Annotated in this window: 23 protein-coding genes; 12 read left to right on the top strand and 11 right to left on the bottom strand. The window is 68.3% G+C overall.

All coding sequences use genetic code 11. The features are described from left to right. Positions 1-510: FAD-dependent oxidoreductase (locus tag B3E91_RS11265; RefSeq protein ID WP_287029497.1), on the top strand; the 510-nt coding region annotated here is incomplete at its 5' end. Positions 511-603: 93 nt separating this feature from the next. Here the strand turns inward: B3E91_RS11265 and B3E91_RS11270 are convergent. After that, the gene (locus tag B3E91_RS11270; protein WP_287029500.1) at positions 604-2,220 is read right to left on the bottom strand and encodes a L,D-transpeptidase family protein; all 1,617 of its coding nucleotides are present in this window, start codon (positions 2,218-2,220) and stop codon (positions 604-606) included. 146 nt (positions 2,221-2,366) lie between these two features. On the opposite strand from B3E91_RS11270, the gene B3E91_RS11275 reads away from it, so the two are divergent. After that, positions 2,367-3,080: a murein L,D-transpeptidase catalytic domain family protein gene (locus B3E91_RS11275; protein WP_090228629.1), complete on the top strand. Its 714-nt coding sequence runs from the start codon at positions 2,367-2,369 to the stop codon at positions 3,078-3,080. A gap of 52 nt (positions 3,081-3,132) precedes the next feature. On the opposite strand, the gene B3E91_RS11280 is transcribed toward B3E91_RS11275, so the two are convergent. The 6 genes from B3E91_RS11280 to B3E91_RS11305 all read right to left on the bottom strand — a co-directional run bounded on the left by B3E91_RS11280 (position 3,133) and on the right by B3E91_RS11305 (position 11,064). Beyond that, on the bottom strand, positions 3,133-4,035 hold the full coding sequence (locus B3E91_RS11280) for a chemotaxis protein (protein ID WP_090228632.1): 903 nt from the start codon (positions 4,033-4,035) through the stop codon (positions 3,133-3,135). A gap of 212 nt (positions 4,036-4,247) precedes the next feature. Next, positions 4,248-5,801: a galactarate dehydratase gene (gene garD, locus B3E91_RS11285; RefSeq protein WP_090228635.1), complete on the bottom strand. Its 1,554-nt coding sequence runs from the start codon at positions 5,799-5,801 to the stop codon at positions 4,248-4,250. Between the two features lie 62 nt (positions 5,802-5,863). Beyond that, entirely contained in the window at positions 5,864-7,225 is a 1,362-nt protein-coding gene (locus B3E91_RS11290; RefSeq protein WP_287029501.1) for an MFS transporter, read from the bottom strand. A 325-nt stretch (positions 7,226-7,550) separates the two neighbouring features. Continuing rightward, complete coding sequence (locus tag B3E91_RS11295) at positions 7,551-8,987, bottom strand: aldehyde dehydrogenase family protein (protein WP_287029502.1); 1,437 nt, start codon at positions 8,985-8,987, stop codon at positions 7,551-7,553. Positions 8,988-9,001: 14 nt separating this feature from the next. Further along, positions 9,002-9,913: a 5-dehydro-4-deoxyglucarate dehydratase gene (kdgD, locus tag B3E91_RS11300; RefSeq protein WP_273232891.1), complete on the bottom strand. Its 912-nt coding sequence runs from the start codon at positions 9,911-9,913 to the stop codon at positions 9,002-9,004. A 398-nt stretch (positions 9,914-10,311) separates the two neighbouring features. Continuing rightward, the gene (locus tag B3E91_RS11305) at positions 10,312-11,064 is read right to left on the bottom strand and encodes a FadR/GntR family transcriptional regulator (protein WP_273232893.1); all 753 of its coding nucleotides are present in this window, start codon (positions 11,062-11,064) and stop codon (positions 10,312-10,314) included. A gap of 158 nt (positions 11,065-11,222) precedes the next feature. Here B3E91_RS11305 and B3E91_RS11310 point away from each other — a divergent pair, with 158 nt between their 5' ends. From B3E91_RS11310 to B3E91_RS11330, 5 genes are all read left to right on the top strand, one after another. Next, on the top strand, positions 11,223-11,894 hold the full coding sequence (locus tag B3E91_RS11310; protein WP_273232937.1) for a GntR family transcriptional regulator: 672 nt from the start codon (positions 11,223-11,225) through the stop codon (positions 11,892-11,894). A gap of 131 nt (positions 11,895-12,025) precedes the next feature. Continuing rightward, positions 12,026-13,099, top strand: a complete 1,074-nt coding sequence (locus B3E91_RS11315; RefSeq protein ID WP_287029503.1) for a proline racemase family protein — start codon at positions 12,026-12,028, stop codon at positions 13,097-13,099. After that, on the top strand, positions 13,096-14,217 hold the full coding sequence (locus tag B3E91_RS11320) for an NAD(P)/FAD-dependent oxidoreductase (protein WP_287029504.1): 1,122 nt from the start codon (positions 13,096-13,098) through the stop codon (positions 14,215-14,217). Before B3E91_RS11315 ends, B3E91_RS11320 begins: the two co-directional genes overlap by 4 nt. Beyond that, positions 14,210-14,446 (top strand): (2Fe-2S)-binding protein, encoded by a 237-nt coding sequence (locus tag B3E91_RS11325; protein WP_287029505.1) that lies wholly within the window; start codon positions 14,210-14,212, stop codon positions 14,444-14,446. The genes B3E91_RS11320 and B3E91_RS11325 overlap by 8 nt, the downstream gene beginning before the upstream one ends. Continuing rightward, positions 14,443-15,714, top strand: coding sequence for an NAD(P)/FAD-dependent oxidoreductase (locus B3E91_RS11330; protein WP_287029506.1), 1,272 nt, complete (start codon positions 14,443-14,445; stop codon positions 15,712-15,714). Before B3E91_RS11325 ends, B3E91_RS11330 begins: the two co-directional genes overlap by 4 nt. On the opposite strand, the gene B3E91_RS11335 is transcribed toward B3E91_RS11330, so the two are convergent. Next, entirely contained in the window at positions 15,707-16,021 is a 315-nt protein-coding gene (locus tag B3E91_RS11335; RefSeq protein WP_287029507.1) for a putative quinol monooxygenase, read from the bottom strand. The genes B3E91_RS11330 and B3E91_RS11335 overlap by 8 nt on opposite strands. A 160-nt stretch (positions 16,022-16,181) precedes the next feature. Between B3E91_RS11335 and B3E91_RS11340 the strand changes: the two genes are divergently transcribed. The 5 genes from B3E91_RS11340 to B3E91_RS11360 all read left to right on the top strand — a co-directional run bounded on the left by B3E91_RS11340 (position 16,182) and on the right by B3E91_RS11360 (position 23,023). Then, positions 16,182-16,772, top strand: coding sequence for an NAD(P)H-dependent oxidoreductase (locus B3E91_RS11340; RefSeq protein ID WP_273232901.1), 591 nt, complete (start codon positions 16,182-16,184; stop codon positions 16,770-16,772). 779 nt (positions 16,773-17,551) lie between these two features. Next, complete coding sequence (locus B3E91_RS11345; protein WP_287029508.1) at positions 17,552-18,490, top strand: class I SAM-dependent methyltransferase; 939 nt, start codon at positions 17,552-17,554, stop codon at positions 18,488-18,490. A 149-nt stretch (positions 18,491-18,639) separates the two neighbouring features. Further along, the gene (locus B3E91_RS11350) at positions 18,640-20,772 is read left to right on the top strand and encodes a hybrid sensor histidine kinase/response regulator (RefSeq protein WP_287029509.1); all 2,133 of its coding nucleotides are present in this window, start codon (positions 18,640-18,642) and stop codon (positions 20,770-20,772) included. A 78-nt stretch (positions 20,773-20,850) separates the two neighbouring features. Then, on the top strand, positions 20,851-21,984 hold the full coding sequence (locus tag B3E91_RS11355; RefSeq protein WP_287029511.1) for a glycosyltransferase family 4 protein: 1,134 nt from the start codon (positions 20,851-20,853) through the stop codon (positions 21,982-21,984). Then, complete coding sequence (locus tag B3E91_RS11360; protein ID WP_287029512.1) at positions 21,977-23,023, top strand: glycosyltransferase; 1,047 nt, start codon at positions 21,977-21,979, stop codon at positions 23,021-23,023. The genes B3E91_RS11355 and B3E91_RS11360 overlap by 8 nt, the downstream gene beginning before the upstream one ends. Here B3E91_RS11360 and B3E91_RS11365 read toward each other — a convergent pair. The 3 genes from B3E91_RS11365 to B3E91_RS11375 all read right to left on the bottom strand — a co-directional run bounded on the left by B3E91_RS11365 (position 22,998) and on the right by B3E91_RS11375 (position 24,974). Further along, positions 22,998-23,843 carry a glycosyltransferase family 2 protein gene (locus B3E91_RS11365; protein ID WP_287029513.1) on the bottom strand — a complete coding sequence of 282 codons (846 nt, stop codon included), beginning with the start codon at positions 23,841-23,843 and terminating at the stop codon, positions 22,998-23,000. The genes B3E91_RS11360 and B3E91_RS11365 overlap by 26 nt on opposite strands. 9 nt (positions 23,844-23,852) lie before the next feature. Then, positions 23,853-24,512 (bottom strand): glycosyltransferase, encoded by a 660-nt coding sequence (locus B3E91_RS11370; protein WP_287029514.1) that lies wholly within the window; start codon positions 24,510-24,512, stop codon positions 23,853-23,855. Between the two features lie 63 nt (positions 24,513-24,575). Further along, positions 24,576-24,974 carry a hypothetical protein gene (locus B3E91_RS11375; protein WP_090228670.1) on the bottom strand — a complete coding sequence of 133 codons (399 nt, stop codon included), beginning with the start codon at positions 24,972-24,974 and terminating at the stop codon, positions 24,576-24,578. Positions 24,975-25,000: the final 26 nt, after the last annotated feature.

Genomic DNA, 25,000 nt, shown 5'->3' on the forward strand with positions numbered 1-25,000 from the left:
CCGCTGTTCAAGGGCAAGCGCGTGGCGGTGATCGGCGGCGGCAACTCCGGCGTCGAAGCGGCCATCGACCTGGCCGGCATCGTTTCCCAGGTCACGCTGCTGGAGTTCGACAGCAAGCTGCGCGCCGATGCGGTCCTGCAGAAGAAGCTCTACAGCCTGCCCAACGTCAGCGTGATCACCAGCGCGCTGACCAGCGAGGTCAAGGGCGACGGGCAGAAAGTCACCGGCCTGGTCTACAAGGATCGCAACTCCGACGAGTTCGTCTCCCTGGAGCTGGAAGGCATCTTCGTGCAGATCGGCCTGCTGCCGAACTCCGACTGGCTGAAAGGCTCGGTGGAGCTGTCGCCCCGCGGCGAGATCATCGTCGATGCGCGCGGCGAAACCTCGCTGCCGGGCATCTTCGCCGCCGGCGACGTGACCACGGTGCCGTACAAGCAGATCGTTATAGCCGTCGGCGAAGGCGCGAAGGCCTCGCTGAGCGCCTTCGACCATCTGATCCGCAACAGCTGATCGGTCAGGCAAACGAAAAAGCCGGGTATCGCGAGATGCCCGGCTTTTTTCATGCCTGCGAAAGGGGCGTCACAGGCGCCGCGTCCACCCGCGCTAGCCACGCTTGCCCGCCGCATTCAGCGCGGCGAGCACGCGCGCGTCGTAGCCGTACATGTCAGGGCGGAACTGCAGCTGGCCGTCGTCGCCGACCTGGGCGGTCCAGTAAGCCATCAGGATCGGCACCGGCTTGGGCAGGTCGGCGCGCAGCGTGCGGCCGGTTTCCCACAGCCGGGCGATGCGTTCGCGTTCCCTCGGCGTGACCTCGGCGAGCAACTGGTCGATCAGCTCGGAGACCCGCTCCACGCGCACGCAGCCCGAGCTGAAGGTCCGCGGCAGGTTGTCGAACAGGCGCTGGCTCGGCGTGTCGTGCAGGTACACCGAGAACGGGTTGGGGAAGCGGATCGCCACGCGGCCGAGGGCATTGTGCGGGCCGGGCTCCTGGCGGATCAGAATGCGCCCCGGATGGGTCCAGTCGACGCCCCGCGGATCGACCGCGTTGCCGTCGTAATCGATCACCTGCATGTTGTTGCTGGCCAGGTAGCCGGCGGCGTCGCGCTGCAGTTCGGGCAGCTTGTCTTCGCGCAGGATGGTCGGCGGCACGGTCCAGGTCGGGTTCAGCGTCAGGTGGGTGATCTGCGAGCGCAGCAGCGGCGTCGGCCGGGACGGGCGCCCGACCTGGGTGCGCGCGCGCCAGACCAGCTTGTCGTCGCGGTAGAACGCCACTTCGCTGCCCGCCACGTCCACCAGTACGCCGGTCGGGCTGAGCTGGTGGGCGAGCCAGCGCAGCCGCTCGAGGTTCACGCGGATCTGATCCATGCGCTCGCTGGCCGAGCGGTTCAGTTCGGTGAGGGTGGACGGGCCGATCACGCCGTCCTGCTTGAGCAGATGGCGGCCCTGGAAGGCTTCCACGGCCGCGACCAGCTCCGGCGAGTAGACCGCGCCCTGGCCGGCTTCGGCGGGCGGCACTCCCTGGGCGAGGTCGCCGCGCAGCAGCAGGCGCTGTTCCAGCAGCGGCACGCGCGCATCCACCGCGCCGGGCTTCAGCAGCGGTCCGGCGGGCACCGCGAGCCAGGAAGGCAGCGGCTGTCGGCGCAATTCGGCGTAACGCAGGCGCAGCTTCTGGTAGGCCTCGGTGGCCGGCCGCGCCTCGGCGAACGCCAGGGCGGGATCGGACAGGTGGTCCTCCGCCAGGTGCAGCAGCGGCCCGCGGTCGAGGGTCGGCTGGCTGCCCTCGGGTTGCCACATCGGCTCGACCTTGGCCTGCTCCAGACGGCCGAACGCCAGATGCCGGAGCGCCTGCAGGTAGGCGCTGGAGGCGAGCACCTCGGTGCAGGCGGACAGCTGTGGCGAAGGCTGCTCGAACTGCGCCAGCTGGCGAAGCGGATGCACCTGGTACGCCTGCGGGTCGAGGCCGTCGTCGGCGAGGTCATCCAGCTGGGTGAACAGCCGCTGCAGACGCTCGTCCGTCCAGGCCGGCTGGAACCCGCGTTGCAGGTAGAAGGCCTGCAGCCACTCGCGATCGACTTCGCTCAGCGCCGGCGCGGGCTGCACGCAGCCGAAGCGGGTGTCCGCCAATTGCTGCTGGATCGGGTTGACGAGGACGTCCTGCGCCGATGCCAGCGGGGCGGCCAGCGCCAGCCCAACCAGACCAAGTGTACGTTTATTGAGCAACTTTTCGACTCCGAACGGCGGATCGCCTGCTAGAATCCGCGCACTTCGCGGTACGCCGCAGGCATGAGAATTGCGAGGCACAACGACCTCACGAGACGGAACCGGCCGCTGAACGCCGGGAAGCCGCACTACAGAGACCTACCTGCATGATGACAATTTTTCGACGGCTCGGTTTGGCAGCCGTCTGCATGGGGATGCTGGCGAACCCGCTTTCGGCCGCGCCGCGACTGCCGGATCGCCAGGTGGATACCCTCGCCGCCCAGGCGCCACAGCTCAATCGCAAGATCCTCCAGCACGCCGTTTCGGCGATGCGTTGCGCCATCAACAACGGCGCGCTGCCGGCGCAGCGGTTGGCGATCATCGACTTCTCGCGGCCGTCCACCGAACGGCGCCTGTGGATCTTCGACCTGCGGAGCAACCGGCTGGTGCTCAGCGACCTGGTCGCCCACGGGCAGAAATCCGGGGAAAACCTGGCGACGCGCTTTTCCAACGTCGAGGGCAGCAATCAGTCGAGCCTGGGGCTGTTCCGCACCCAGGAAAGCTACATCGGCAAACATGGCTACTCGCTGCGCATGGACGGCCTGGAGCCGGGGATCAACGACCGCGCCCGCGAGCGCGCCATCGTCATCCATCCGGCCGATTACGTGAGTCCCGCGCTGATCCGGAGCCAGGGCCGCATCGGCCGTAGCCTCGGCTGCCCCGCCGTGCGCCCGGAAGTGGCGCAACAAGTGGTGGACAGCCTCAAGGGAGGGCAGTTCATGTTCTCCTACTACCCGGACCAGCGCTGGCTGCAGTCGTCGGTCTACCTCAACTGCCAGCCCAAGCTGGTCGCCAGCCTGGCGGCGGCCCGCGGCGGCTGAGCCACGCGCGTCCCGACCAGGCGCCGAGCCATCGGCGCCTTCCCGGCAACCGTTAGCGGATGCGCGCCGCGTGATTGGCGCGCACGGCCCGCACCAGGCACTTGCCCAGCTCCGGCGCGGAGAACTTGGTGAGCACGTCGTTGGCTCCCGCTTCCGTGGCTCGGGCGGCACTCATCGTGGCATCCAGAGAGGTGTGCAGCAGCACGTAGATATCACGGAAGTCGGCGTGCCGGCGCAGGCTCTGGGTGAAGCTGTAGCCGTCCATCTCGGGCATCTCGATGTCCGAGACGACGATGTTGATGGCGTCCTCGCTGCCGTGCAGCGCTTCGAGAATCGACATCCCCTCGCGCGCGCTGTGGGCGGTGTGGCAGACCACGCCCAGGTGCTGCAGCGAAATCAGCGACTGGTGCAGCGCGACCTGGCTGTCGTCCACCACCAGCACCCGCGCCTCCGACAGCAGTTGCGCATCCTCGCTATCCAGTTCGTCCACGCCCAGCTCGATGGGCGCCGGCGCGATGCCGTGGATGACCTTTTCGATGTCCAGGATCTGGATCAGCTCGCCGTCCACCTCGGCGGTGCCGGTGATGAACGACTTGCGCCCGGAGCCATAGGGCGGCGGGCGGATGTCGCTGGTACGGCAGTGGACGATCCGGGTCACGCCCTGCACGTGCAGGCCCTGGGTGGAACGGCTGACCTGGGTGACGATCAGGCAGCCGGCGGCGGGATCGCTCAGCGGCTGCTCGCCGATCGCCCGGCTGAGGTTGATCACCGACAGGGCGACGCCGCGCAGGGTGGCGATGCCTTCAACGTGCGGGTGGGAATCCGGCAGATGGGTCAGCCGTGGGCAGGGGATGATCTCGCTGACCTTGAGCAGGTTGATTGCCATCAGCTTGCCGCTGCGCAAGGTGAACAGGAGCAGGGAGAGCGCATCGCTCTTGGCGAAGGATGAGGACATGGAACTCCCGTGGGGCTGTTGAAGTGATCGGGCCGCTGCGCGACGCACGAAAACACGGACACCAGGGGTTATCGGCGGGCGATTCGCAGACTTCAGCGCAGAGACGCGATCTTATCCCTCGCGGCGGGGTTTGCCATGATGGCGGACAGTTCGGGCGCTGCAACGGCGCCCACCGGCACGCCAGGCGGGCGGCGCCGGGGCGGCAAGGCCGATCAGGTGATCGGCGCGGGGTTGAACAGCACCAGATCGTTGTGCAGCACGTGGCGCTCGGCCCAGGTCTGCTGGCGGCCGCTGGCGACGTCCAGGTAGTAGCGGAACAGCTCCCAGCCCATCTCCTCGAGGGTCGCCCGGCCACTGGCGATGCGCCCGGCGTCGATGTCGATCAGGTCCGGCCAGCGCTCGGCCAGCTCGGTGCGGGTGGACACCTTGACCACCGGTGCCATGGCCAGGCCGTAGGGCGTGCCGCGGCCGGTGGTGAACACGTGGAGGTTCATCCCGGCGGCGAGCTGCAGGGTGCCGCAGACGAAGTCGCTGGCCGGCGTGGCGCAGAAGATCAGGCCTTTGCGGCTGACCCGCTCGCCCGGGCCGAGCACGCCGTTGATCGCGCTGCTGCCGGATTTGACGATCGAGCCGAGGGATTTCTCGACGATGTTCGACAGCCCGCCCTTCTTGTTGCCGGGCGTGGTGTTGGCGCTGCGGTCGGCCTCGCCGCTCTGCAGGTAACGGTCGTACCAGTCCATCTCGCGCACCAGCGCGTTGGCCACCTCGGTGTTTTCCGCGCGCGAGGTGAGCATGTAGATGGCGTCGCGCACTTCGGTGACCTCGGAGAACATCACCGTGGCGCCGGCGCGGATCAGCAGGTCCGAGGCGTATCCCAGCACCGGATTGGCGGTGATGCCGGAGAAGGCATCGCTGCCACCGCACTGCATGCCGAGGATCAGCTCGGAGGCCGGCACGGTCTCGCGGCGGCGCTGGTCGAGTTTCTGCAGGCGCGCCTCGGCCAGTTCCATGATCTGCTCGATCATCTCGACGAAGCCGTTGCGCGAATCCTGCAGGCGGTACAGCCACTGCTCGGAGAGGTCGACGGACGGATCGTCCTCGTGCATCACTTGGGAGGCCTGGAGTTTCTCGCAGCCGAGGCCGATCACTAGCGCCTCGCCGCCCAGGTTCGGGTTGCGTGCCAGGTTGCGCACGGTACGGATCGGGATGTAGGCGTCGCGCGCGGTGATCGCCACGCCGCAGCCGTAGCTGTGGGTCAGCGCCACCACGTCGTCGACGTTCGGGTACTTGGGCAGCAGTTCCTTGCGGATGCGCGACACCGCGTGGTCGAGCACGCCGGTGACGCACTGCACGGTGGTGGTGATGCCGAGGATGTTGCGCGTGCCCACGGTGCCGTCGGCATTGCGGTAACCCTCGAAGGTGAAGCCTTCCAGCGGCGGCAGCGAGGACGGCACCGCGTCGGACATAGGCAGGCTGTCCAGCGGCGGCGCCGACGGCATGTCGAGCTGGGTTTCCTTCACCCAGCTGCCCTGGCGCAGGGGCTCGCGGGCGTAGCCGATGACCTGCCCGTAACGCAGCACCGGGCCGCCCGCGGGGATGTCGCGCAGCGCCACCTTGTGGCTCTGCGGAACGCCTTCGATCACCGTCAGCCCATCGGGAAAACGGCTGCCGGCAGCGACGCCCTGGTCGTTCACCACCACCACGACGTTGTCGTCATCGTGCAGGCGCACGTAACGCGGGGAATCGGAATGTTCGATCAACTGCATGGGTTGGCCCTTGTTGTCGTTGTCAGGGGTGAAGCCTCCCGGCGAACCGGGAGTGGTATCGGTCAGCTACGCGCGTCGGCCAGTTTGCCATCCACCACCTGGGTGCCGGCGTCGCCGTCGTCGTCATGCAGCACCACGCGCCGGATCTTGCCGACGATGACCAGGTAGCTGAACACCGCCAGCACCGCGTTGGCACCGACGAACACCAGCGCCCACTTGAACGAACCGGTGGCGGCGATGATGTAGCCGATGACGATCGGCGTGGTGATCGAGGCGATGTTGCCGAAGGTGTTGAACAGGCCGCCGGAGAGGCCGGCGATCTGCTTGGGCGAGGTGTCCGCCACCACCGCCCAGCCGAGCGCGCCGATGCCCTTGCCGAAGAACGCCAGGGTCATGAAGCCGACCACCATCCAGTCCGCCTGGACGTAGTTGCAGAACACCATGGTGGTCGACAGGGTCAGGCCGCAGACGATCGGCAGCTTGCGGGCGAAGGTCAGCGAATGGCCCTTGCGCAGCAGGTAGTCGGAGATCACCCCGCCCAGCACGCCGCCGATGAAGCCGCAGATCGCCGGCAGCGAGGCGATGAAGCCGGCCTTAAGGATGGTCATGCCGCGTTCCTGCACCAGGTACACCGGAAACCAGGTGAGGAAGAAGTAGGTGATGGCGTTGATGCAGTACTGGCTCAGGTACACGCCCAGCAGCATGCGGTTGGTCAGCAGCTGGCGCACGTAGTCCCAGCGCGGGCCGTCGCTCTTGCGGGTCTGGTCCATGTCCACCAGGCCGCCGTTCTGTTCGATGTGGTCGATCTCCGCCTGGTTGATGCGCGGGTGTTCCTTGGGGTTGTAGATCGTCTTCATCCAGATGATGGAGAAGAGGATGCCGAGCACGCCCATGACCACGAACACGTGTTCCCAGCCCATGGAATGCACGATCCAGCCCATGATCGGCGCGAACAGCGCAGTGGCGAAATACTGCGCCGAGTTGAAGATGGCCGAGGCCGTGCCGCGCTCCGCGGTAGGGAACCAGGCCGCGACGATGCGCGCATTGCCGGGGAACGAGGGCGCCTCGGCGAAGCCGACCATGAAGCGCAGGACGAACAGCGTGGTGACCGCCCAGGCCACCGGCAGGCCGCCGACGAAGCCCTGCAACAGGGTGAACAGCGACCAGATGAAGATGCCGGCGGCGTAGACCTTCTTCGAGCCGAAGCGGTCGAGCAGCCAGCCGCCCGGGATCTGCCCGAGCACGTAGGCCCAGCCAAAGGCGGAGAAGATGTAGCCGAGGGTGACGGCGTCGATGCCGAGGTCTTTCTGCAGGCTGGAGCCGGCGATGGAAATGGTGGCGCGGTCGGCGTAGTTGATCGTGGTGACCAGGAACAGCATCAGCAGAATCAAATAGCGGACGTGAGTCTTCTGGGTGTCTTGCACAGCGGTTACTCCCACTTTTGTTTTTGTGGCGGGGTCTACTGGTTCGTTTGCCGCCATCCGTGCGGCCGGCGAGGCGCGTTTTTTCGCGTGCCTCGCCGCAGTGTTGCCACGGGCCGGCGCCCATCGGCGCCGTTCCGCTTACTGCTGCTGTCCTCAGAACCTGTTCACGATCTCGCGAGCTAGAGCCATACAAGGCGCTACGCTAGTAACAGCCTCCGACTGGTCAAAAACGGGCGAGGGCGCGGAGTTTACGAGCTGTAAATGAGCGTCCGAGCCCGTTTTTTAACGCAGTAGGGCCGACGCGCAGCAGATCATGAACAGGTTCTCAGCCGATGTAGGTGGTCTTCACCGTCGTATAGAACTCGCGGGCATAGCGCCCCTGCTCGCGAGCCCCGTAGGACGAGCCTTTGCGACCGCCGAACGGCACGTGATAGTCGACGCCCGCGGTGGGCAGGTTGACCATCACCATCCCGGCCTGGGAGTGGCGCTTGAAGTGGTTGGCGTACTTCAGCGAGGTGGTCGCGATGCCGGCCGACAGGCCGAACTCGGTGTCGTTGGCCATCGCCAGCGCCGCCTCGTAGTCGGCCACGCGGACGATGTTGGCCACCGGGCCGAAGATTTCCTCGCGGCTGATGCGCATCTGCGCATCGCTGTCGGCGAACAGTGTCGGCGCCAGGTAATAACCATCCTTCGCGCAACTCACGCGCTCCCCGCCGGACACCAGCCGCGCGCCCTCTTCCAGGCCCAGGGCGATGTAGCGCAGGTCCTGCTCGAGCTGCGCCTGCGACACCACCGGACCGACGTGAACGCCCTGCTCCAGCGCGTGGCCGACCTTGATCGAACGCATCCGCTCGCTCATCGCCTCGACGAAACGGTCGTGTATGCCGGCGGTGACGATCAGCCGGCTGGACGCCGTGCAACGCTGGCCGGTGGAATAGAAGGCGCTCTGCGTGGCCAGCTCCACGGCGACGGCGAGGTCCGCATCGTCGAGGATCACCTGCGGGTTCTTGCCGCCCATTTCCAGCTGCACCTTGGCACCGCGGGCGACGCATTGAGTGGCGATGCTGCGACCCACGCCGACCGAGCCGGTGAAGCTGATGCCGTCCACGCGCCTGTCGCCGACGATGGCCTCGCCGACCACGCGGCCCGCGCCCATCACCAGGTTGAACACGCCCGCCGGGAAGCCGGCGCGCGAGATGATCTCGGCCAGCGCCCAGGCGCAGCCCGGCACCAGGTCCGCCGGTTTGAACACCACGCAGTTGCCGTAGGCGAGCGCCGGGGCGATCTTCCAGGCCGGGATGGCGATGGGGAAGTTCCACGGCGTGATCAGGCCGATCACGCCCAGGGGTTCGCGGGTCACCTCGACGCTGACGCCGGGGCGTACCGAGTCGAGCAGATCGCCGCTCTGGCGCAGGCATTCGCCGGCGAAGAACTTGAAGATGTTGCCGGCGCGCACGACTTCGCCGATCGCCTCGGGCAGCGTCTTGCCCTCCTCGCGGGCCAGCAGCGCGCCCAGCTCCTCGCGGCGGGCGAGGATTTCCAGGCCGACCTTCTCCAGCGAATCGGCACGCGCCTGGATACCGGACACCGACCAGGCCGGAAATGCGCGATGCGCCGCCTCGATCGCCTGGGCGACCTGGGCCGCGTCGGCCTGGGCGTACTCGCCGATGGAATCGGACAGGTCCGACGGGTTGATGTTGTCGGTGTAGCCGACGCCGGCAACCCACTCGCCGCCGATGAAATTGTCGAATCGTTGTGCCATGGGGAAGCGTCCTCTTATTGAGCGCCCTGGGTGCTCATCAGCGCTTCCAGCGCCTCGTACTCGGCGGGCAGCAGGTCGGTCAGCGGCGCACGCACCGGGCCGGCGTCGTAACCGGCGATCTTCGCCCCGGCCTTGACGATGCTCACCGCGTAGCCCTTGCGGCGGTTGCGGATGTCCAGGTACGGCAGGAAGAAATCGTCGATCAGCTTGCCCACGGTCTCGTGATCGTCGGCGGCGATGGCGCGGTAGAAGTCCATCGCGGTGCGCGGCAGGAAGTTGAACACCGCCGAGGAGTACACCGGCACGCCCAGCGCCTTGTAGGCGGCGGCATAGACTTCCGCGGTCGGCAGGCCGCCGAGGTAGCTGAAGCGGTCACCCAGGCGGCGGCGGATCGAGACCATCAGCTCGATGTCGCCCAGGCCGTCCTTGTAGCCGATCAGGTTCGGGCAGCGCTCGGCCAGTTGCTCGAGCAGCACGGGAGTCAGGCGGCAGACGTTGCGGTTGTAGACCACCACGCCGATGTCCACCGAGCGGCAGACCTGTTCGACGTGGGCGGCCACGCCTTCCTGGCTGGCTTCGGTGAGGTAGTGCGGCAGCAGCAGCAGGCCCTTGGCGCCCAGGCGTTCGGCCTCCTGCGCGTACTGGATGGCCAGGCGGGTCGGGCCGCCGACGCCGGCGAGGATCGGCACGCTGCTGGCGCAGGTATCCACCGCGGTCTTGATCACCGAACCGTATTCGTCCGGCGCGAGGGAGAAGAACTCGCCGGTTCCGCCAGCGGCGAACAGCGCGCTCGCGCCGTATTGGGACAGCCATTCCAGGCGGCGCACGTAGCCGGCCGGATTGAATTCGCCGGCGGCGTCGAAGTCGGTGACCGGAAAGGACAGCAGGCCGGAGGAGAGGATGGACTTGAGTTCTTGTGGATTCATTATGGGAACACCCTGCAAAGCGATGGAGGAATACGAGCGAGCTACGCTATGTCGTATGTCATCGTACAACTGTAGATTGAAAATACAAGCCCGAGAATTCGCGCCTACGACCTTCGTCTACAGGTTTGCTGGCTATCCTCGGTTTAGCCCGCAGGAATTCGCGTAAACACCCGCGTCGCTCAGCGGCCGTAAACTATGCAGTCGTATTACAACTGATAACGACAGATCCCAGCCAGGGATACCCCGTCACCGCAGGATGCCGAACGGTGGCGTCCGCGATACCCAAGGCCTCGATACCGGCACGGGAAAAGAGCCGGCCAGTCTGGCGCGGCGCCTCTACCTACGGCCTAAAAGCGTATTCGCGATCATCGATCCCAAGACGGCAACGGCTGGAAGCCTCAGCCCCGCAGTTGCTCGGCCTGCTCGTGCGCCTGGCGCAGGCGCTCGCGGCTGTTGGTGAGGTGCAGGCGCATCGCGGCGCGGGCGGCGTCGGAGTCCTGGCGGGCGATGGCTTCGTAGATTTCCTCGTGCTCGCGGCTGAGGCGGGACAGGTAGTGCTGTTGGTCATCATGGGCGATGCGCGCCGAATTCACCCGCGTGCGCGGAATGATGCTGGTGCCCAGGTGGGTCATGATGTCGGTGAAATAGCGGTTGCCGGTGGCCTGAGCGATCTGCAGGTGGAACTGGAAGTCCGAGGCGACCGCATCGCTGGCATGCGCGACGCTGAGATTCAGCGCATCCAGCGCCGCGCGCATCGCCGCGAGCTGTTCCGCCGAACGGCGCTGCGCCGCCAGGCCGGCCGACTCGATCTCCAGGCTGATGCGCAATTCGAGCACCGCCAGCACGTCGCGCAGGGTGACGATGGTCGCCGGGTCGATGCGAAAGCCACTGGGGCTTGGCGTATCAAGCACGAAGGTGCCGATGCCGTGGCGCGTTTCCACCAGGCCGGACGCCTGCAGCCGGGACAGCGCCTCGCGGACCACGGTGCGACTGACGCCCTGCTCTTCCATGATCGCCGACTCGGTGGGCAGCTTGTCGCCACGCTTGATCACCCCGTCGCGAATCTGCTGCGACAGTTCGGTGACCAGCTCCTGGGCGAGGCTGCGGTGCTTGCGCCGGGTGCGCAGCGGCGGGGTATCTGGACTTTCCATGGAAGATTCTTAATGGCTGTTCGGCAGGATCGATCATACCCGATCGAGGTTGTACGATCACCGACCGCTCGCGCCGGCATGCGCGCGACTGCAACGGCCATGTCGCTCGTATACAATATTCAAACTTCGATAACGGACCCCTTCCCATGCCCCTGGCGATTCTCAACGCACCCAACCTCGGCCTCGCTCCCTCGGCCTCCGAGGTGATCGCCAAGCACCTGCGCGAAGCGATCATTTCCGGGCATTTCGCCGAGGACGAGCCGATCCGCCAGGATGACATCGCGCGGCTGTTCAACGTCAGCAAGATTCCCGTGCGCGAGGCGCTCAAGCGCCTGGAAGCCGAGGGCCTGGTGCAGTTCCTGCGCAACAAGGGCGCCGTGGTCACGCGGATTTCCGAGCCGGAACTGGCGCAGATCTTCGAGGTGCGGGTACTCCTCGAGGTGCAGGCGATCCGCCTGGCGGTGCCGAAGATGACCCGCGCGCAGCTCGAACGGGCCACGGCGATCTGCGACGAATTCATCGTCGACGACAACGTCGGCCGCTGGGCCGAGCTGAACTGGGCGTTCCACACCTGCCTGTACGAAGCCGCGCAACGGCCGTTCCTGCTCAACCTGATCCGCTCGATCCACGACAAGGTGGAGCGCTACCTGCGCATGCAGATGACCTTCCCCGAGGGCAAGCAACGCGCCGACCAGGAACACCGGGAGATCCTCCGCGCCTGTGCCGATCGCGACGCCGAGCGCGCCGCCGAACTGATCGAACAGCACATCATCGGCGTCTGCCGGACGCTCTACGCACAGCTGCCGAACGAAGAGATCACCGAAGTCTAGGGGTGCTTGCCGGGCTTCCCGCAGCATCTTTGCATCGTGCCGATTTCGTCATCGGCGAGGCTGAAATCCATCAAGCCCCGCGGCCGCCTCCAGCGCCACTCTAGGCGCCTTCACAGGCTTCAGGTGGCAGCATGAAACGCATCCGCGTCCTCGATTCCCACACCGGCGGCGAACCCACCCGGCTGGTGCTGGACGGTTTCCCCGACCTCGGCACCGGCAGCATGGCCGAGCGCCGGCAGATTCTCGCCGAACGGCATGACGACTGGCGCGCCGCCAGCGTGCTGGAGCCGCGTGGCAGCGACGTGCTGGTCGGCGCGCTGTACTGCAAGCCGGTCGATCCCGAGGCCTGCGCCGGGGTGATCTTCTTCAACAACAGCGGCTACCTGGGCATGTGTGGCCACGGCACCATCGGCCTGGTGGTGTCCCTGGCGCACCTGGGCTGGATCGAACCCGGCGTGCACAAGATCGAGACGCCGGTCGGCACCGTCGAAGCGACGCTGCACGACGACCGCTCGGTGAGCGTGCGCAACGTGCCGTCCTACCGCTACCGCCAGGCCGTCGGCCTGGAGGTACCCGGCTACGGACGGGTGACCGGCGACATCGCCTGGGGCGGCAACTGGTTCTTCCTGATCGCCGAACACGGCCTGCGCATCGCCGGCGACAACCTCGACACCCTCACCGCCTACACCGTCGCGGTGCAGAAGGCCCTGGAAGACCAGGGCATTCGCGGCGAAGACGGCGGCCTGATCGACCACATCGAGCTGTTTGCCGAGGACACACCCCCGAACGGCTCGCCGCCAAGCGTCGCGAGCGAAGAGGGGGCGAGGCAGGAGCAGGCGAAGAAGCGCAGTTTACAAGCAGTAAATGAGCATTCTGAGCCTGCTCCTAACGAAGCCCCATCGAGCGCAGCAGCCTGGCTGCCCGCCGACAGCCGCAACTTCGTGCTCTGCCCTGGCAAGGCCTACGACCGCTCGCCCTGCGGCACCGGCACCAGCGCCAAGCTGGCGTGCCTGGCGGCCGACGGCAAGCTGCAACCCGGCGAGACCTGGCGCCAGGCCAGCGTGATCGGCAGCCGGTTCGAGGGCAGCTTCGAATGGCAGGGCGAGCGGATCGTGCCGACCATCCGCGGGCGTGCCAACATCAGCGCCGAAGCGACGCTGATCATCGAGGACGACGACCCCTTCGCCTGGGGCATCCGCCCGTGAGCGACGGCTGCGCCGCCGACGTCATCGTCATCGGCGCCGGCATCGTCGGCGCCTATTGCGCCCATGCCCTGGCCCGGCGTGGCCTCGACGTAAGGGTGCTGGACGCCGGCCTGCCCGGCGCCACCGCCGCCGGCATGGGCCACCTGCTGGTGCTCGACGACAACCCGGCCGAGCTGGCGCTGAGCGAATACTCGTTGCAGCGCTGGCGCGACCTGGCGCCCGAACTGCCCGAGGGCTGCGCCTACCGCAGCAACGGCACGCTGTGGCTGGCGGAGAACCCCGAGGAGCTGGCGGTGGCCGAAGCCAAGCACGCCGTGCTGAGCGCCCGCGGGCTGGCCTGCGAGATGCTCGGCGCGCAGGCGCTGCGCGAGGCCGAACCGGAACTGCGCGACGACCTGCTCGGCGCCCTGAAGGTCACCGGCGACGGCATTCTCTATGCACCGAACACCGCGCGCTGGCTGCTGGAAAGCGACCCCGCGCGCATCCGCCAGCAGCGCGCCGAGGTGGTCGAGATCGACGGCAACCGCGTGCGCCTGGCCGACGGCCAATGGCTCGCCGCCCAGGCCGTGCTGCTGGCCAACGGCGTGCAGGCCGGCACGCTGTGCCCGGAACTGCCGATCGTGCCGAAGAAGGGCCACCTGCTGATCACCGACCGCTATCCCGGCAAGGTCCGGCACACGCTGGTCGAGCTGGGTTACGTCACCAGCGCGCACAATGCGACCGGCCCGTCCGCCGCCTGCAACATCCAGCCGCGTCCCACCGGCCAGCTGTTCATCGGCGCCTCGCGGCAGTTCGACAGCGTCGACCCGGCGGTGGAAGGCTGGATGCTGGCGAAGATGCTCGGCCGCGCCCTGCACTACATGCCCGGCCTGGGCGACCTCAACGCGATCCGCAGCTGGACCGGCTTTCGCGCCGCCAGCCCGGACGGCCTGCCGCTGGTTGGCGAACATCCGCAACGACCGGGCCTCTGGCTGGCGGTCGGCCACGAGGGCCTCGGCGTGACCACCGCGCCCGGCACCGCCGACCTGCTGGTCGCCCAACTGCTCGGCGAGACCTCGCCCCTGGCGGCGCAGGATTACTCGCCTCTGCGTTTTTTCGGAGACACCGCGCATGCCTGAACTCCTTCTCGACGGTCGCCCGCTGCGCGTCGCCGACGGCACCAGCGTGGCCGCCGCGCTCGCCCTGGGCGGCGACGGCTGCGCGCGCACCTCGGTCAGCGGCCAGCGCCGCGCGCCGCTCTGCGGCATGGGCATCTGCCAGGAATGTAGGGTGAGCATCGACGGCGTGCGCCGGCTGGCCTGCCAGACGCTCTGCCGCGAGGGCATGCGGGTGGAGACCCGGCCATGAGCGAGGCGGTCGACCTGCTGATCATCGGCGCCGGCCCGGCCGGCATGGCCGCCGCCCTCGCCGCCGCGCCGAGCGGCGCGCGCATCGCCCTGCTCGACGACAACCCGTTGCCCGGCGGGCAGATCTGGCGCGACGGCCCGCATGCCGAGCTGCCGCCCAAGGCCCGCGAAATGCGTGCGCGCCTCGACGCCTGCGCCAACGTGCGGCGCCATGCCGGCTGCAAGGTCATCGCCCTCGCCGGGCCGAAACAGCTACTGCTGGAAGACGCCGAGCGCGGCTGGCTGCTCGGCTACGACAAGCTGATCCTCTGCACCGGCGCACGCGAACTGCTGCTGCCCTTCCCCGGCTGGACGCTACCCGGCGTGACCGGCGCCGGTGGCCTGCAGGCACTGATCAAGGGCGGCCTGCCGGTGGACGGCGAGCGCCTGGTGATCGCCGGCAGCGGCCCGCTGCTGCTGGCCAGCGCCGCCACCGCCAAGGCGCGCGGCGCACGTCTCGTGCGTATCGCCGAGCAGGCCTCGCTGGCCGCCGTGGGGCGTTTCGCCAGCGCGCTCTGGGCCTGGCCGAACAAGGCCTGGCAGGCGCTGGAAATGTTCGATGCGAGCTACCGTACCGGCAGCCACGTGCTCGCCGCGCTCGGCAGCGAGCGGCTCGAAGGCGTGCGCCTGCAGGTCGGCAAGCGGGTCGAGGAAATCGCCTGCGAACGCCTCGCCTGCGGCTTCGGCCTGGTGCCCAACACGCAGATCGGCGAGGCGCTTGGCTGCGCGCTGAGCGACGGCGCGATCCGCGTCGATACCTGGCAGGCCAGCAGCCGCGTCGATCATTACGCCGCTGGCGAATGCACCGGGTTCGGCGGCAGCGAACTGGCGCTGGCCGAAGGCGCCATCGCCGGCCACGCGGCGGTCGGTATGCTGGCCGAAGCCCGTGCGCTATGGCCGCAGCGGCAACGCTGGCAACGCTTCGCCGACCGCCTCAACCAAGCCTTCGCCCTCGACCCGGCGCTGCGCCGGTTGGCGCAGCCGGACACCCTGGTCTGCCGTTGCGAGGACGTGCCGCTCTCAGCCCTCGGCGGGCGCAGCGGCTGGACCGAAGCCAAGCTGAGCAGCCGCTGCGGTATGGGCGCCTGCCAGGGCCGCGTGTGCGGCAGCGCCGCGCAATTCCTGTTTGGCTGGCAGCCACCCTCGCCACGTCCGCCGTTCAGCCCGGCGCGTATCTCCACCCTGGCCAAACTCGCGGAAGCCGAAAGCCAGGCGCCGAACCTCAGTTAGGCCCGGACGCGGGGCTGAGCATGTCGATGCGGCGGATGGCGAAATCCTCGCGCAGGTAGTCCATCCGCTGCGCGTGGAAGCGCTGCATGTGCGGCAGAGCCGAGTGCACCTCAAGGTGTTCGCGTGAGGCCCAGACCTCGAAGAAGATGAACAGCGTGGGGTCCTCGGCGTCGCGCAGCATGTGGTACTCGATGCACCCCGGTTCGGCGCGGCTGGCTTCGACGTAGCCGCGGAACAGCGCCTCGAAGGCCGCGGATTTTTCCGCACGGGTGTGTGCTTTCAGGATGAAACCGTAGGGCTCGCTCATGCTCGTTTGCTCCTTGGACAGGTAAGGACCGCATCGTAAATCACGAGTCAAAATTGGATTGGTGAATCTCGCGCACAATTGATGTGCCCGGAAGCGGCTTTTTCCGCCCCCGCGGGGCCCGTAAGGTGAGCGCCATTCAAACCTTTACGGGACATTCGCAATGAAGAAGATTCTCCTGCTCAACGGCGGCAAGCAGTTCGCCCACTCCGACGGCCGCTACAACGCCACCCTGCACGAGGCCGCGCTGGCCTACCTCGACCACGCCGGCTTCGACGTGAAGACCACCTTCATCGACGGCGGCTACGACGTCGCCGAGGAAGTCGCCAAGTTCCTCTGGGCCGATGTGGTCGTCTGGCAGATGCCGGGCTGGTGGATGGGCGCACCCTGGACGGTTAAGAAGTACATCGACGAAGTCTTCACCGAAGGCCACGGCAGCCTCTACGCCAACGACGGCCGGACCCGCTCCGACGCCTCGCAGAAGTACGGCAGCGGCGGCCTGCTGCACGGCAAGCAGTACATGATCTCGGCCACCTGGAACGCGCCGCAGCAGGCCTTCGACGACCCCACCGACTTCTTCGAAGCCAAGGGCGTGGACGCGGTGTATTTCCCCTTCCACAAGGCCAATCAGTTCCTCGGCATGACCGCCCTGCCGACCTTCCTCGCCGTCGACGTGATGAAGGTCCCGGCGATCGAAGCGGATGTGGCGCGCTACCAGGCGCACCTGGCCAAGGTATTCGGCATCGCCGGCTGAGGGTTGCGCGCGGGGTTAAGCGGCGATGAGATCGGTGGCGGGCCAATGCCGGCGGGATGAGGCGCAACCGTAGGGTGGGTTAGGCGTTCCGCGCCGGTCCGGGCATTCGCGGGGGTTCCGCGCCGTAACCCACCAGCCGGAGTATCGCCCACCACCGCCCGGTGGGTTACGCGGCGGTGGGGATCGGTGGGGGGCCGAACAATTGCACGTTCGCCGCTAACCCACCCTACGTCGAGGTGGGCGCATCCGTAGGGTGGGTCAGGCGCTCCGCGCCGGTCCGGGCATTCGCGGTGCTTCCGCGCCGTACCCACCAGCCGGAGTATCGCCCACCACCGCCCGGTGGGTTACGCGGCGGTGGGGATCGGTGGAGGGCCGAACAATCGCACGTTCGCCGCCAACCCACCCTACGTCGAGGTGGGCGCATCCGTAGGGTGGGTCAGGCGCTCCGCGCCGGTCCGGCCATTCACGGGATTTCCGCGCCGTACCCACCAGGCGGAGTATCGCCCAGCACCGCCCGGTGGGCTACGCGGCGGTGGGGATCGGTGGGGGGCCGAACAATTGCACGTTCGCCGCTAACCCACCCTACGTCGAGGTGGGGAACTGCCGTAGGGTGGGTCAGGCGCTCCGCGCCGGTCCGGGCATTCGCGGTGCTTCCGCGCCGTAACCCACCAGGCGAGGTTTCGCCAACCACCGCACGGTGTCGTGGGCAATCCAGCAGCGCGATTCGGCAGCGACGCGCGTGGCGGCTAGAATGCCGCCCCCTCCTGCGAATCCGCCCGATGAACGCCGACGCCCTCGCCACCCTGAACCAGCACCTGCTCGCCGCGCTCGCGGCGCTTCCCGATGAAACGCGCCGCCTGTTCCACGGCCGCGGCCGGCGCTGGCCGGGGCTGGAGCAGATCACCGTAGACTGGATGCAGGGCGTGCTGCTGGTGTGCCTGTTCCGCGAGCCGGCGGCGGAGGAACTCGACGCGCTGAAGCGGCTGTTGCGGGCGCTGGGCGAAACGCCCGCCTGGCGGAGCAGCGGCGCGCGGACCCTGTTGCTGCAGCACCGCTACCTGCCCGACAGCGCCACCGAGGCGCTGATCGGCGAGGCCATCGAGGAAGCGGTGATCAGCGAAGGCGGCCTGCGTTTCCTGCTGGATTTCGGCCGCAAGCAGAACAGCGGGCTGTTCCTCGACATGCGCTACGGTCGCCGCTGGGTGCAGGCCAACGCCGCCGGCAAGCGCGTGCTGAACCTCTTCGCCTATACCTGCGGCTTCTCGGTGGCGGCGCTGGCCGGTGGCGCCGAACAGGTGGTCAACCTAGACATGGCGCGCGCCGCGCTGAGCCGGGGACGCGACAATCACCGGCTCAACGACCAGGACCTGCAGCGCGTCAGCTTCCTCGGCCACGAGCTGTTCAAGTCCTGGGGCAAGGTGCGCAAGCTCGGCCCCTACGACCTGATCGTCATCGACCCGCCGTCCTTCCAGAAGGGCAGCTTCGCGCTGACTCAGGACTACCAGAAGATCCTCCGCCGACTGCCCGAACTGCTGAACGCCGGCGGCAGCGTGCTGGCCTGCGTGAACGATCCGGGCATCGGCGCCGACTTCCTCGTCGACGGCATGGCCCGCGAGGCCCCCGCCCTGCGCTTCGTCGAACGCCTGGAAAACCCGCCGGAGTTCGCCGACCTCGAGGCCGACGGCGGCCTCAAGGCGCTGGTCTTCCGCCAGGACTGAGCCCTGGGAATCCCTGGGCGATCGAGCGTGGAGAGCCCGCGGCCGGCGAAGGCGCAGCCTCGCGCCGCACGACGGCGAATTATTCCCGTTTATAACGCTCGAAGCTGAACCAGCCGAGCCGGTCGGCAAGCCACACCACGAGTGATTCGATGCCTTCTCCCTTCCTGTCCCAGAGCCACGGTTGCCAAGGCTGGCGTGGCGAGATGTCCGAACGTATCCGCGCCTTCGACTGGTCCACCACCGAGCTGGGGCCACTGGAAGGCTGGTCGCACAGCCTGTGCAACGCCGTGCAGTTCCTTCTCGGCTCGCCGGTGCCGCTGGTGATGCTCTGGGGGCGTCCCGGCTACATGATCTACAACGACGCCTACTCGGTGTTCGCCGGCGGCCGCCATCCCTACCTCCTCGGCTCGCCGGTGGAGCTGGGCTGGCCGGAAGTCGCCGAGTTCAACCGCAACGTGATGGACACCTGCCTGGCCGGCGGCACCCTCTCCTACCGCGACAAGGAACTGGTGCTGCTGCGCCACGGCAAGCCGGAAGAGGTGTGGATGGACCTCTACTACAGCCCGGTGCCGGGCGACGACGGCGCGCCGGCGGGCGTGATGGCGATCGTGGTGGAGACCACCGAGCGGATGGTTTCCGAGCGGCGCCGCCAGGAAGCCGAGTCCGCCTACCGCGAAGCCAACGAGCGCCTGCACCTGGCGCTCAGCTCCGGCGCCGTGCGCGGCCTGTTCGTCTGGGACCTCGAGACCAACCTGCTGTCCGGCGATGCGCGTTTCGCGCGGACGTTCCTCCTGCCCGTGGAGCAGGTAGAGCAGGGCCTGCCGAACGACAGGGCGATGCAGATGATCCACCCGGACGACCTCGACCACCTCAACCGCCAGGTCGAGCAAACCATCGCCCTGCGCGTGCCCTTCAAGGCCGAATACCGCATCCGCCAGCCCGACGGCAGTTACCAGTGGGTGCTCGCCAGCGGCCGCTGCGAGTTCGGCGAACAGGGCCAGCCGCTGCGCTTCCCCGGCGTGCTGATCGACATCCATGAACGCAAGATCGCCGAGGATGAACTGCTGCAGCTCACCCACCAGCTCGAGCAGCGCGTCGAGGCCGAGGTGCAGGCGCGCTCCGAGGTCGAGGAACGCCTGCGCCAGTCGCAGAAACTCGAGGCGATCGGCGGCCTCACCGGCGGCGTCGCCCACGACTTCAACAACATGCTCCAGGTGATCGCCGGCAACCTGCACCTGCTGGCACGGCTGGAACCGGCCAACGAGCGCGCGCAGCGCTATGTGCAGGTCGCACTCGGCGCCGTCGACCGTGGCGCCAAGCTCTCCTCGCAGTTGCTCTCCTTCGCCCGCCGCCAGCAGTTGCAGCCCACCCAGTGCGACCCGCTGCGCATCTACCAGGGCCTCGGCGAACTGTTCCAGCGCGCGCTGGGCGAAACCATCCACCTCGACGTGCAGCTGCCGCGGGATTCCTGGCCCATCTACGTCGACCGCAACCAGCTGGAGAACGCCCTGCTGAACCTGGCGATCAACGCCCGCGATGCGATGCAGGGCGAGGGCACCATCCGCATCACCGGCGAGAACGTCACCCTCGACGAAGCCTTCTGCGCCGGCAAGCAGGTCGAGCCCGGCGACTACGTGTGCCTGTCAGTGTGCGACAACGGCATCGGCATGACCCAGGAGGTGCTGGAACACGCGTTCGAGCCGTTCTTCACCACCAAGCCCGAAGGCCACAGCACCGGCCTCGGCCTGAGCATGGTGTTCGGCTTCGTCAAGCAGAGCGGCGGGCATACCGAAATCATCAGCGAGCACGGCGTCGGCTCGACGGTGCAGATGTACTTCCCGCGCAGTGCGCGCAACGCGCCGGACGAAGAGCCGCAGGCGAGCGACGAATGCAGCGCGTGCGGCGGCGAAACCATCCTGGTGGTGGAAGACGACGCGGGCGTGCGCGCCACTGCGGTCGAACTGCTGCAACAGCTGGGCTACCGGGTGCTGACCGCGGCGAACGGCGAGCTCGCCCAGCAGCTCCTCGACGAGGGCACGCGGGTCGACCTGATCTTCACCGACGTGGTGATGCCGGGCCGGATCAAGAGCAGCGACCTCGCGGACTGGGCGCGGCGGCAGACGCCGCCGGTTCCGCTGCTGTTCACCTCCGGCTTCACCCGCGACGTCATCTCGCGCAATCAGCAACTGAGCGCCGACACCCACCTGCTGAGCAAACCCTACACGCCACAGGCACTGGAAAGCATGCTTCGCTCGGTGCTGGCGGGCCGCGGCGCGGGCTGAGCGCCGCGCGCCGACAACCGGCAGAACCAAAACCCGGCGCGCAGCCTCGAACAGCAACCCCCCCAGCGGATACGCGCCATGCGGCTGCCCCTTCTCGAACCCGTCCTCACCGATGCCATCGACCCGGCCGCGCCGCCGGCGCCGCTGCGCATCGGCGTGCTCACGCACATCCAGCATCCGATCCGCCAGCCCTTCGCCGGCGGCCTGGAAGCCTTCACCTACGACATCACCCGCGGCCTCCAGCAACGCGGCCACGCGGTGACGCTGTTCGCCAGCTCGTCCAGCGCGGCGGAGCTGAACCTGGTGCCGGTGTGGAGCGACGACACCTACGTGAACGGCGCGCGGCGACACGCCAGCCTCTCGGAGGACTACCTCCAGGAACACCACGCCTACCTCGCGGTGATGCAGGGCATCGACGACCACGGCTTCGACATCGTCTTCAACAACAGCCTGCATTACGTGCCGGCGACCATGGCCTCGATGATCCGCACACCGATGCTGACGGTGCTGCATACGCCGCCGTTCTTCGAGCTGATCAACGCCTACCGCGCCCTGCGCAGCAGCCCGCGCAACGCGCGCTTCTGCACCATTTCCGCGGCCAATGCGCGGGCCTGGGCCGAGCTGCTGCCCGACTGCGCGGTGATTCCCAACGGCATCGACCTGGCGCACTGGTCGCCGCGCGGCGAGCCCGGCGAGCACGCGTTCTGGTTCGGCCGGCTGGTGCCGGACAAGGGCGCGCACCTGGCCATCGACGCGGCCCGGCTCGCCGGCGTGCCGCTGCGCCTGGCCGGGCACGCGGTCGATCCGGACTATTTCGCCGAACAGATCGCGCCGCGCCTGGGCGACGGCGTCGAGTACCTCGGCCACCTGCCGCGCGAGGTCCTGGTCGAGGAGCTGGCGCGGGCCTCGGTGGCGCTGGTCACGCCGTGCTGGGAAGAACCCTTCGGTCTGGTGGTCGCCGAGGCGCTGGCCTGCGGTACACCGGTGGCCGCGTTCGACCGTGGCGCGCTGGCCGACCTCCTCGACGAGAACACCGGAGCGCTCGCCGCGGCGGGCGACGTGGCGGGCCTCGCCAATGCTCTGCGGGTGGCGCGGGGCAAATCACGAGCGGCCTGCCGGCGCCACGCCGAGGCGCAGTGGAGCCACGAGCTGATGCTGACGCGCTACGAGCAGCTGCTGCGCGATGTCGTGGCGAGCCACGCGCATGGCTGAACCGCAGGTCGGCTATTACGTCCATCACCACGGCGCCGGTCACGCCACCCGCGCGCTGGCGATCGCCCGGCAGCTGGATTGCCCGGTGACGCTGATCGGCTCCAACCTGCCGCCGCTGCCGGCCTCTGTCGGGCGCCTGGATCTGCCCGGCGACACCGCCCCGGGCATGCGCGTCGAGCGCTTCGACACCCTGCACTACGCGCCGCTGGCGGTGGACGGCCTGCGCGAACGCATGGGCCTGCTCGGCGACTGGATGCGCGCGACCTGGCCGTGCCTGCTGGTGGTCGACGTCTCGGTAGAGGTCGCGCTGCTGGCGCGGCTGTTAGGCGTGCCGACCCTCTACCTGCGCCAGCATGGCCGCCGCGACGACCCCGCGCACCGCCAGGCCTACGCCACCGCGACGGCGCTGCTGGCGCCCTTTCCGCCGGCGATGGAAAGCCCCGACACGCCCGCCGAGGTGCTCGCCAAGACCCGTTACGCGGGCTGGGTGTCGCGCTACGCCGGCAGCGCGGCCGCCGAACCGCAAGCGGGCCGCGTGCTGGTGATCAACGGGCGCGGCGGCAGCGCCTTCAGCCACGCCGGGCTGGCCGAGCTGGCCCGCGCCTGCCCGCAACGCTCGCTGTACGTCGCCGGCGCCCTCCAGGGCAAACCGACGCAAGTGCCCGACAACCTCACCTACCTGGGCACGCTGGACGATCCGGCGGACGAAATGCGCCGCGCGGAGGTGGTGATCGGCAGTGCCGGCGACAGCCTGGTGGCGGAGGCCGCCTCGCTGGGCTGCCGCTACATCGCCATCGCCGAAGAGCGTCCCTTCGACGAGCAACTGCAGCAGGCGCGGCGGCTGGAACAACTGGGCGTGGCCATTGGCCTGGAGGCCTGGCCGGAGGCGAGCCGGTGGCCGTCGCTGCTGGCCCGTGCCGAGGGGCTCGACCCGCGTACCTGGCAGGCCTGGGCCGATGCGCAGGCCACGGCGCGCTGCGCGGCGATCATCGAGAACGTGATGGCGGAAACCTTCAGAAGCCCGTGCGGGCCTCGTTGAAACAGGCGGCGATCTCGGCGGCGCTGGGCTGACGCAGTACCTCTATTTCGTCGTCGCGCCAGTCGATCAGGCCACGCTCGGCGAAACCGCCGAGCCAGTCGCCCATCGGCCACTCGTTCCAGCGCGCATGGAAACGCCGGGCATTGGCGACGATGGCCGCGAAGTGGTTGAGCGGCGGGCGGTAGGTCGGGTGGTACTGGTGATAGGCCAGGGCGTCGGCGCTGCGCAGCTCGACGCCGCGTTCGCGGGCACGGTAGGCGAAGTCGGTGTCTTCGGCGCCGTAACCCAGGTAGCCGTCGTCGAAGCCACCGATGCGCTCGAACACCTCGCCACGGCAGGCGAAATTCAGCGACCAGAACAGGTGATGCGGCATCGGCTGCCCGGTTTCGCCGCGAAACACGCTCAGCGGATGGGCGACGCTGGCGGCGTGCAGGCTCTGCGCGGTCCAGCCGGAGTCGTTGGCCGACGGCGGCAGATAACGCACCTCGCCCAGGTGCAGCGCCTGCGGGTGTGCCCGCAGCGCCTGGCGATAACCACTCAGCAGCCCCGGTGAGGGAATGCAGTCCACATCGAGGAACACCCAGGGCTGCGCCTGGTCCCGTCCACGGATCGCGTTGCGTGCGCGCGCCAGCGGCAGCGCGCCGTTCTCGCCGTCGACCCGCAGCGCATGGATCGCGAAACGCTCGCTGTACAGCGGACTCGGCGCCTCGTTCATCCACACCACCCACAAGGCCGCCACCGGCACGGTCGACTGCTCGAGCCCGGCGATCAGGTTGGCGAGCTGCGTCGCACGCCCGTGAACCAGCGTGATCACGTTCATCGGCGGGCGCTACAGCGCGGCGTTGGCCAGGGACCGCAGGTAATGCCCGAAGCCCTCGGGCGCGCGGCACTCCAGCCTCGAACTGGTCTTGACCCGCACCGAGCGGCTCCAGGCGATGCGCGCGCCTATCTCCTGCAGGCGGCGCACCAGGTGCACGTCCTCGTGGGCAGTCAGCGCGGGGAAGCCGCCGGCCTTCAGGTAGGCACTGCTGCTGATGCCGAAGTTGGCGCCGTGGATGTGCCGATGGTCTTCCTGGTCGAAGTACGCGGCTTCGTAGCGGCTGCGCACGTCGGCCGAATGCGCGCTCCAGTCATCCACCTCGACCACGCCGCAAACCGCGTCGGCGCCGTAGGAAAGCTGCGCCGCGAGCCAGTCCTCGGGCACCAGGGTGTCGGCGTCGGTGCAGGCGATCCAGCGCGCCCCGGCGGCGATCAGGCGTGCCGCGCCTTCGGCACGGGCGACGCCGACATTGCGGGCGTGAATCTCCAGCAGGCTGACCGGATACTGCTCGACGACCCAGCGGGAACCGTCGTCGCAGGCGTCCAGCACCACCATCACATGAACCGGTTCACCGGCCAGCTGCGGGTGCTCCGCCGAGCGCATGACGGCGCGCAGGCAACGGGCAAGACACTCTTCTTCGTTATGTGCAGGGATGACTACACCGATCATGGAACGCCCTCGGGTAACGCAATGGTGTCGGCACGCCCCGGCGGGGCGCCGATCAGGCTTGGATCATTCGCAGCGCGCCTTCCAGGACTCGAAGCCACCGCAGTTGCGCGAGTAGCCCTCGTGGTCGACGCAACTCAGCTTGCTCTGCTTGCCGGCGGCGACCTCGTTGGAAACGATGTCGCCGCTCTTGCGCCGCACATCGACGATCACGTCGTGGTCGCAGCTGTTCTGGAAGGCGATGTCATGGCTGACGCCGGCGGCGTCGGGCTTGGAGGTGTTGTACAACTCCTTGATGCACTGATTGCCCTTGGCGTCGGTGGTGGAGCAATCCGCCGCGATGGCAGGCGCCGCGAGTACCGTGGACAGCGACAACGCGACGGCCGCGCAGGCGCGGCGCAGGTTTACGGGGGTATCGAAGGGGGAACGCGTGGCGATCTTGCCGATCCGGTGACGAGCTCTCATGGTGTTCTCCAAAAAAACCTCAGCGC

Origin of the sequence: Pseudomonas sp. UBA6310 (genome assembly GCF_002438225.1) — a bacterium.
GTDB lineage: Bacteria > Pseudomonadota > Gammaproteobacteria > Pseudomonadales > Pseudomonadaceae > Pseudomonas_O > Pseudomonas_O kuykendallii.

Bases quoted from the DNA above. Each gene is read 5' to 3' on its own strand.
- B3E91_RS11350 (WP_287029509.1), top strand. From the start codon at position 18,640: ATGCCTTCTCCCTTCCTGTCCCAGAGCCACGGTTGCCAAGGCTGGCGT.
- B3E91_RS11305 (WP_273232893.1), bottom strand. From the start codon at position 11,064: ATGGAAAGTCCAGATACCCCGCCGCTGCGCACCCGGCGCAAGCACCGC.
- B3E91_RS11275 (WP_090228629.1), top strand. From the start codon at position 2,367: ATGATGACAATTTTTCGACGGCTCGGTTTGGCAGCCGTCTGCATGGGG.
- B3E91_RS11365 (WP_287029513.1), bottom strand. From the start codon at position 23,843: ATGAACGTGATCACGCTGGTTCACGGGCGTGCGACGCAGCTCGCCAAC.
- B3E91_RS11355 (WP_287029511.1), top strand. From the start codon at position 20,851: ATGCGGCTGCCCCTTCTCGAACCCGTCCTCACCGATGCCATCGACCCG.
- B3E91_RS11335 (WP_287029507.1), bottom strand. From the start codon at position 16,021: ATGAGCGAGCCCTACGGTTTCATCCTGAAAGCACACACCCGTGCGGAA.
- B3E91_RS11345 (WP_287029508.1), top strand. From the start codon at position 17,552: ATGAACGCCGACGCCCTCGCCACCCTGAACCAGCACCTGCTCGCCGCG.
- B3E91_RS11375 (WP_090228670.1), bottom strand. From the start codon at position 24,974: ATGAGAGCTCGTCACCGGATCGGCAAGATCGCCACGCGTTCCCCCTTC.
- B3E91_RS11330 (WP_287029506.1), top strand. From the start codon at position 14,443: ATGAGCGAGGCGGTCGACCTGCTGATCATCGGCGCCGGCCCGGCCGGC.
- B3E91_RS11360 (WP_287029512.1), top strand. From the start codon at position 21,977: ATGGCTGAACCGCAGGTCGGCTATTACGTCCATCACCACGGCGCCGGT.
- kdgD (WP_273232891.1), bottom strand. From the start codon at position 9,913: ATGAATCCACAAGAACTCAAGTCCATCCTCTCCTCCGGCCTGCTGTCC.
- B3E91_RS11370 (WP_287029514.1), bottom strand. From the start codon at position 24,512: ATGATCGGTGTAGTCATCCCTGCACATAACGAAGAAGAGTGTCTTGCC.
- B3E91_RS11325 (WP_287029505.1), top strand. From the start codon at position 14,210: ATGCCTGAACTCCTTCTCGACGGTCGCCCGCTGCGCGTCGCCGACGGC.
- B3E91_RS11340 (WP_273232901.1), top strand. From the start codon at position 16,182: ATGAAGAAGATTCTCCTGCTCAACGGCGGCAAGCAGTTCGCCCACTCC.
- B3E91_RS11295 (WP_287029502.1), bottom strand. From the start codon at position 8,987: ATGGCACAACGATTCGACAATTTCATCGGCGGCGAGTGGGTTGCCGGC.
- B3E91_RS11315 (WP_287029503.1), top strand. From the start codon at position 12,026: ATGAAACGCATCCGCGTCCTCGATTCCCACACCGGCGGCGAACCCACC.
- garD (WP_090228635.1), bottom strand. From the start codon at position 5,801: ATGCAGTTGATCGAACATTCCGATTCCCCGCGTTACGTGCGCCTGCAC.
- B3E91_RS11280 (WP_090228632.1), bottom strand. From the start codon at position 4,035: ATGTCCTCATCCTTCGCCAAGAGCGATGCGCTCTCCCTGCTCCTGTTC.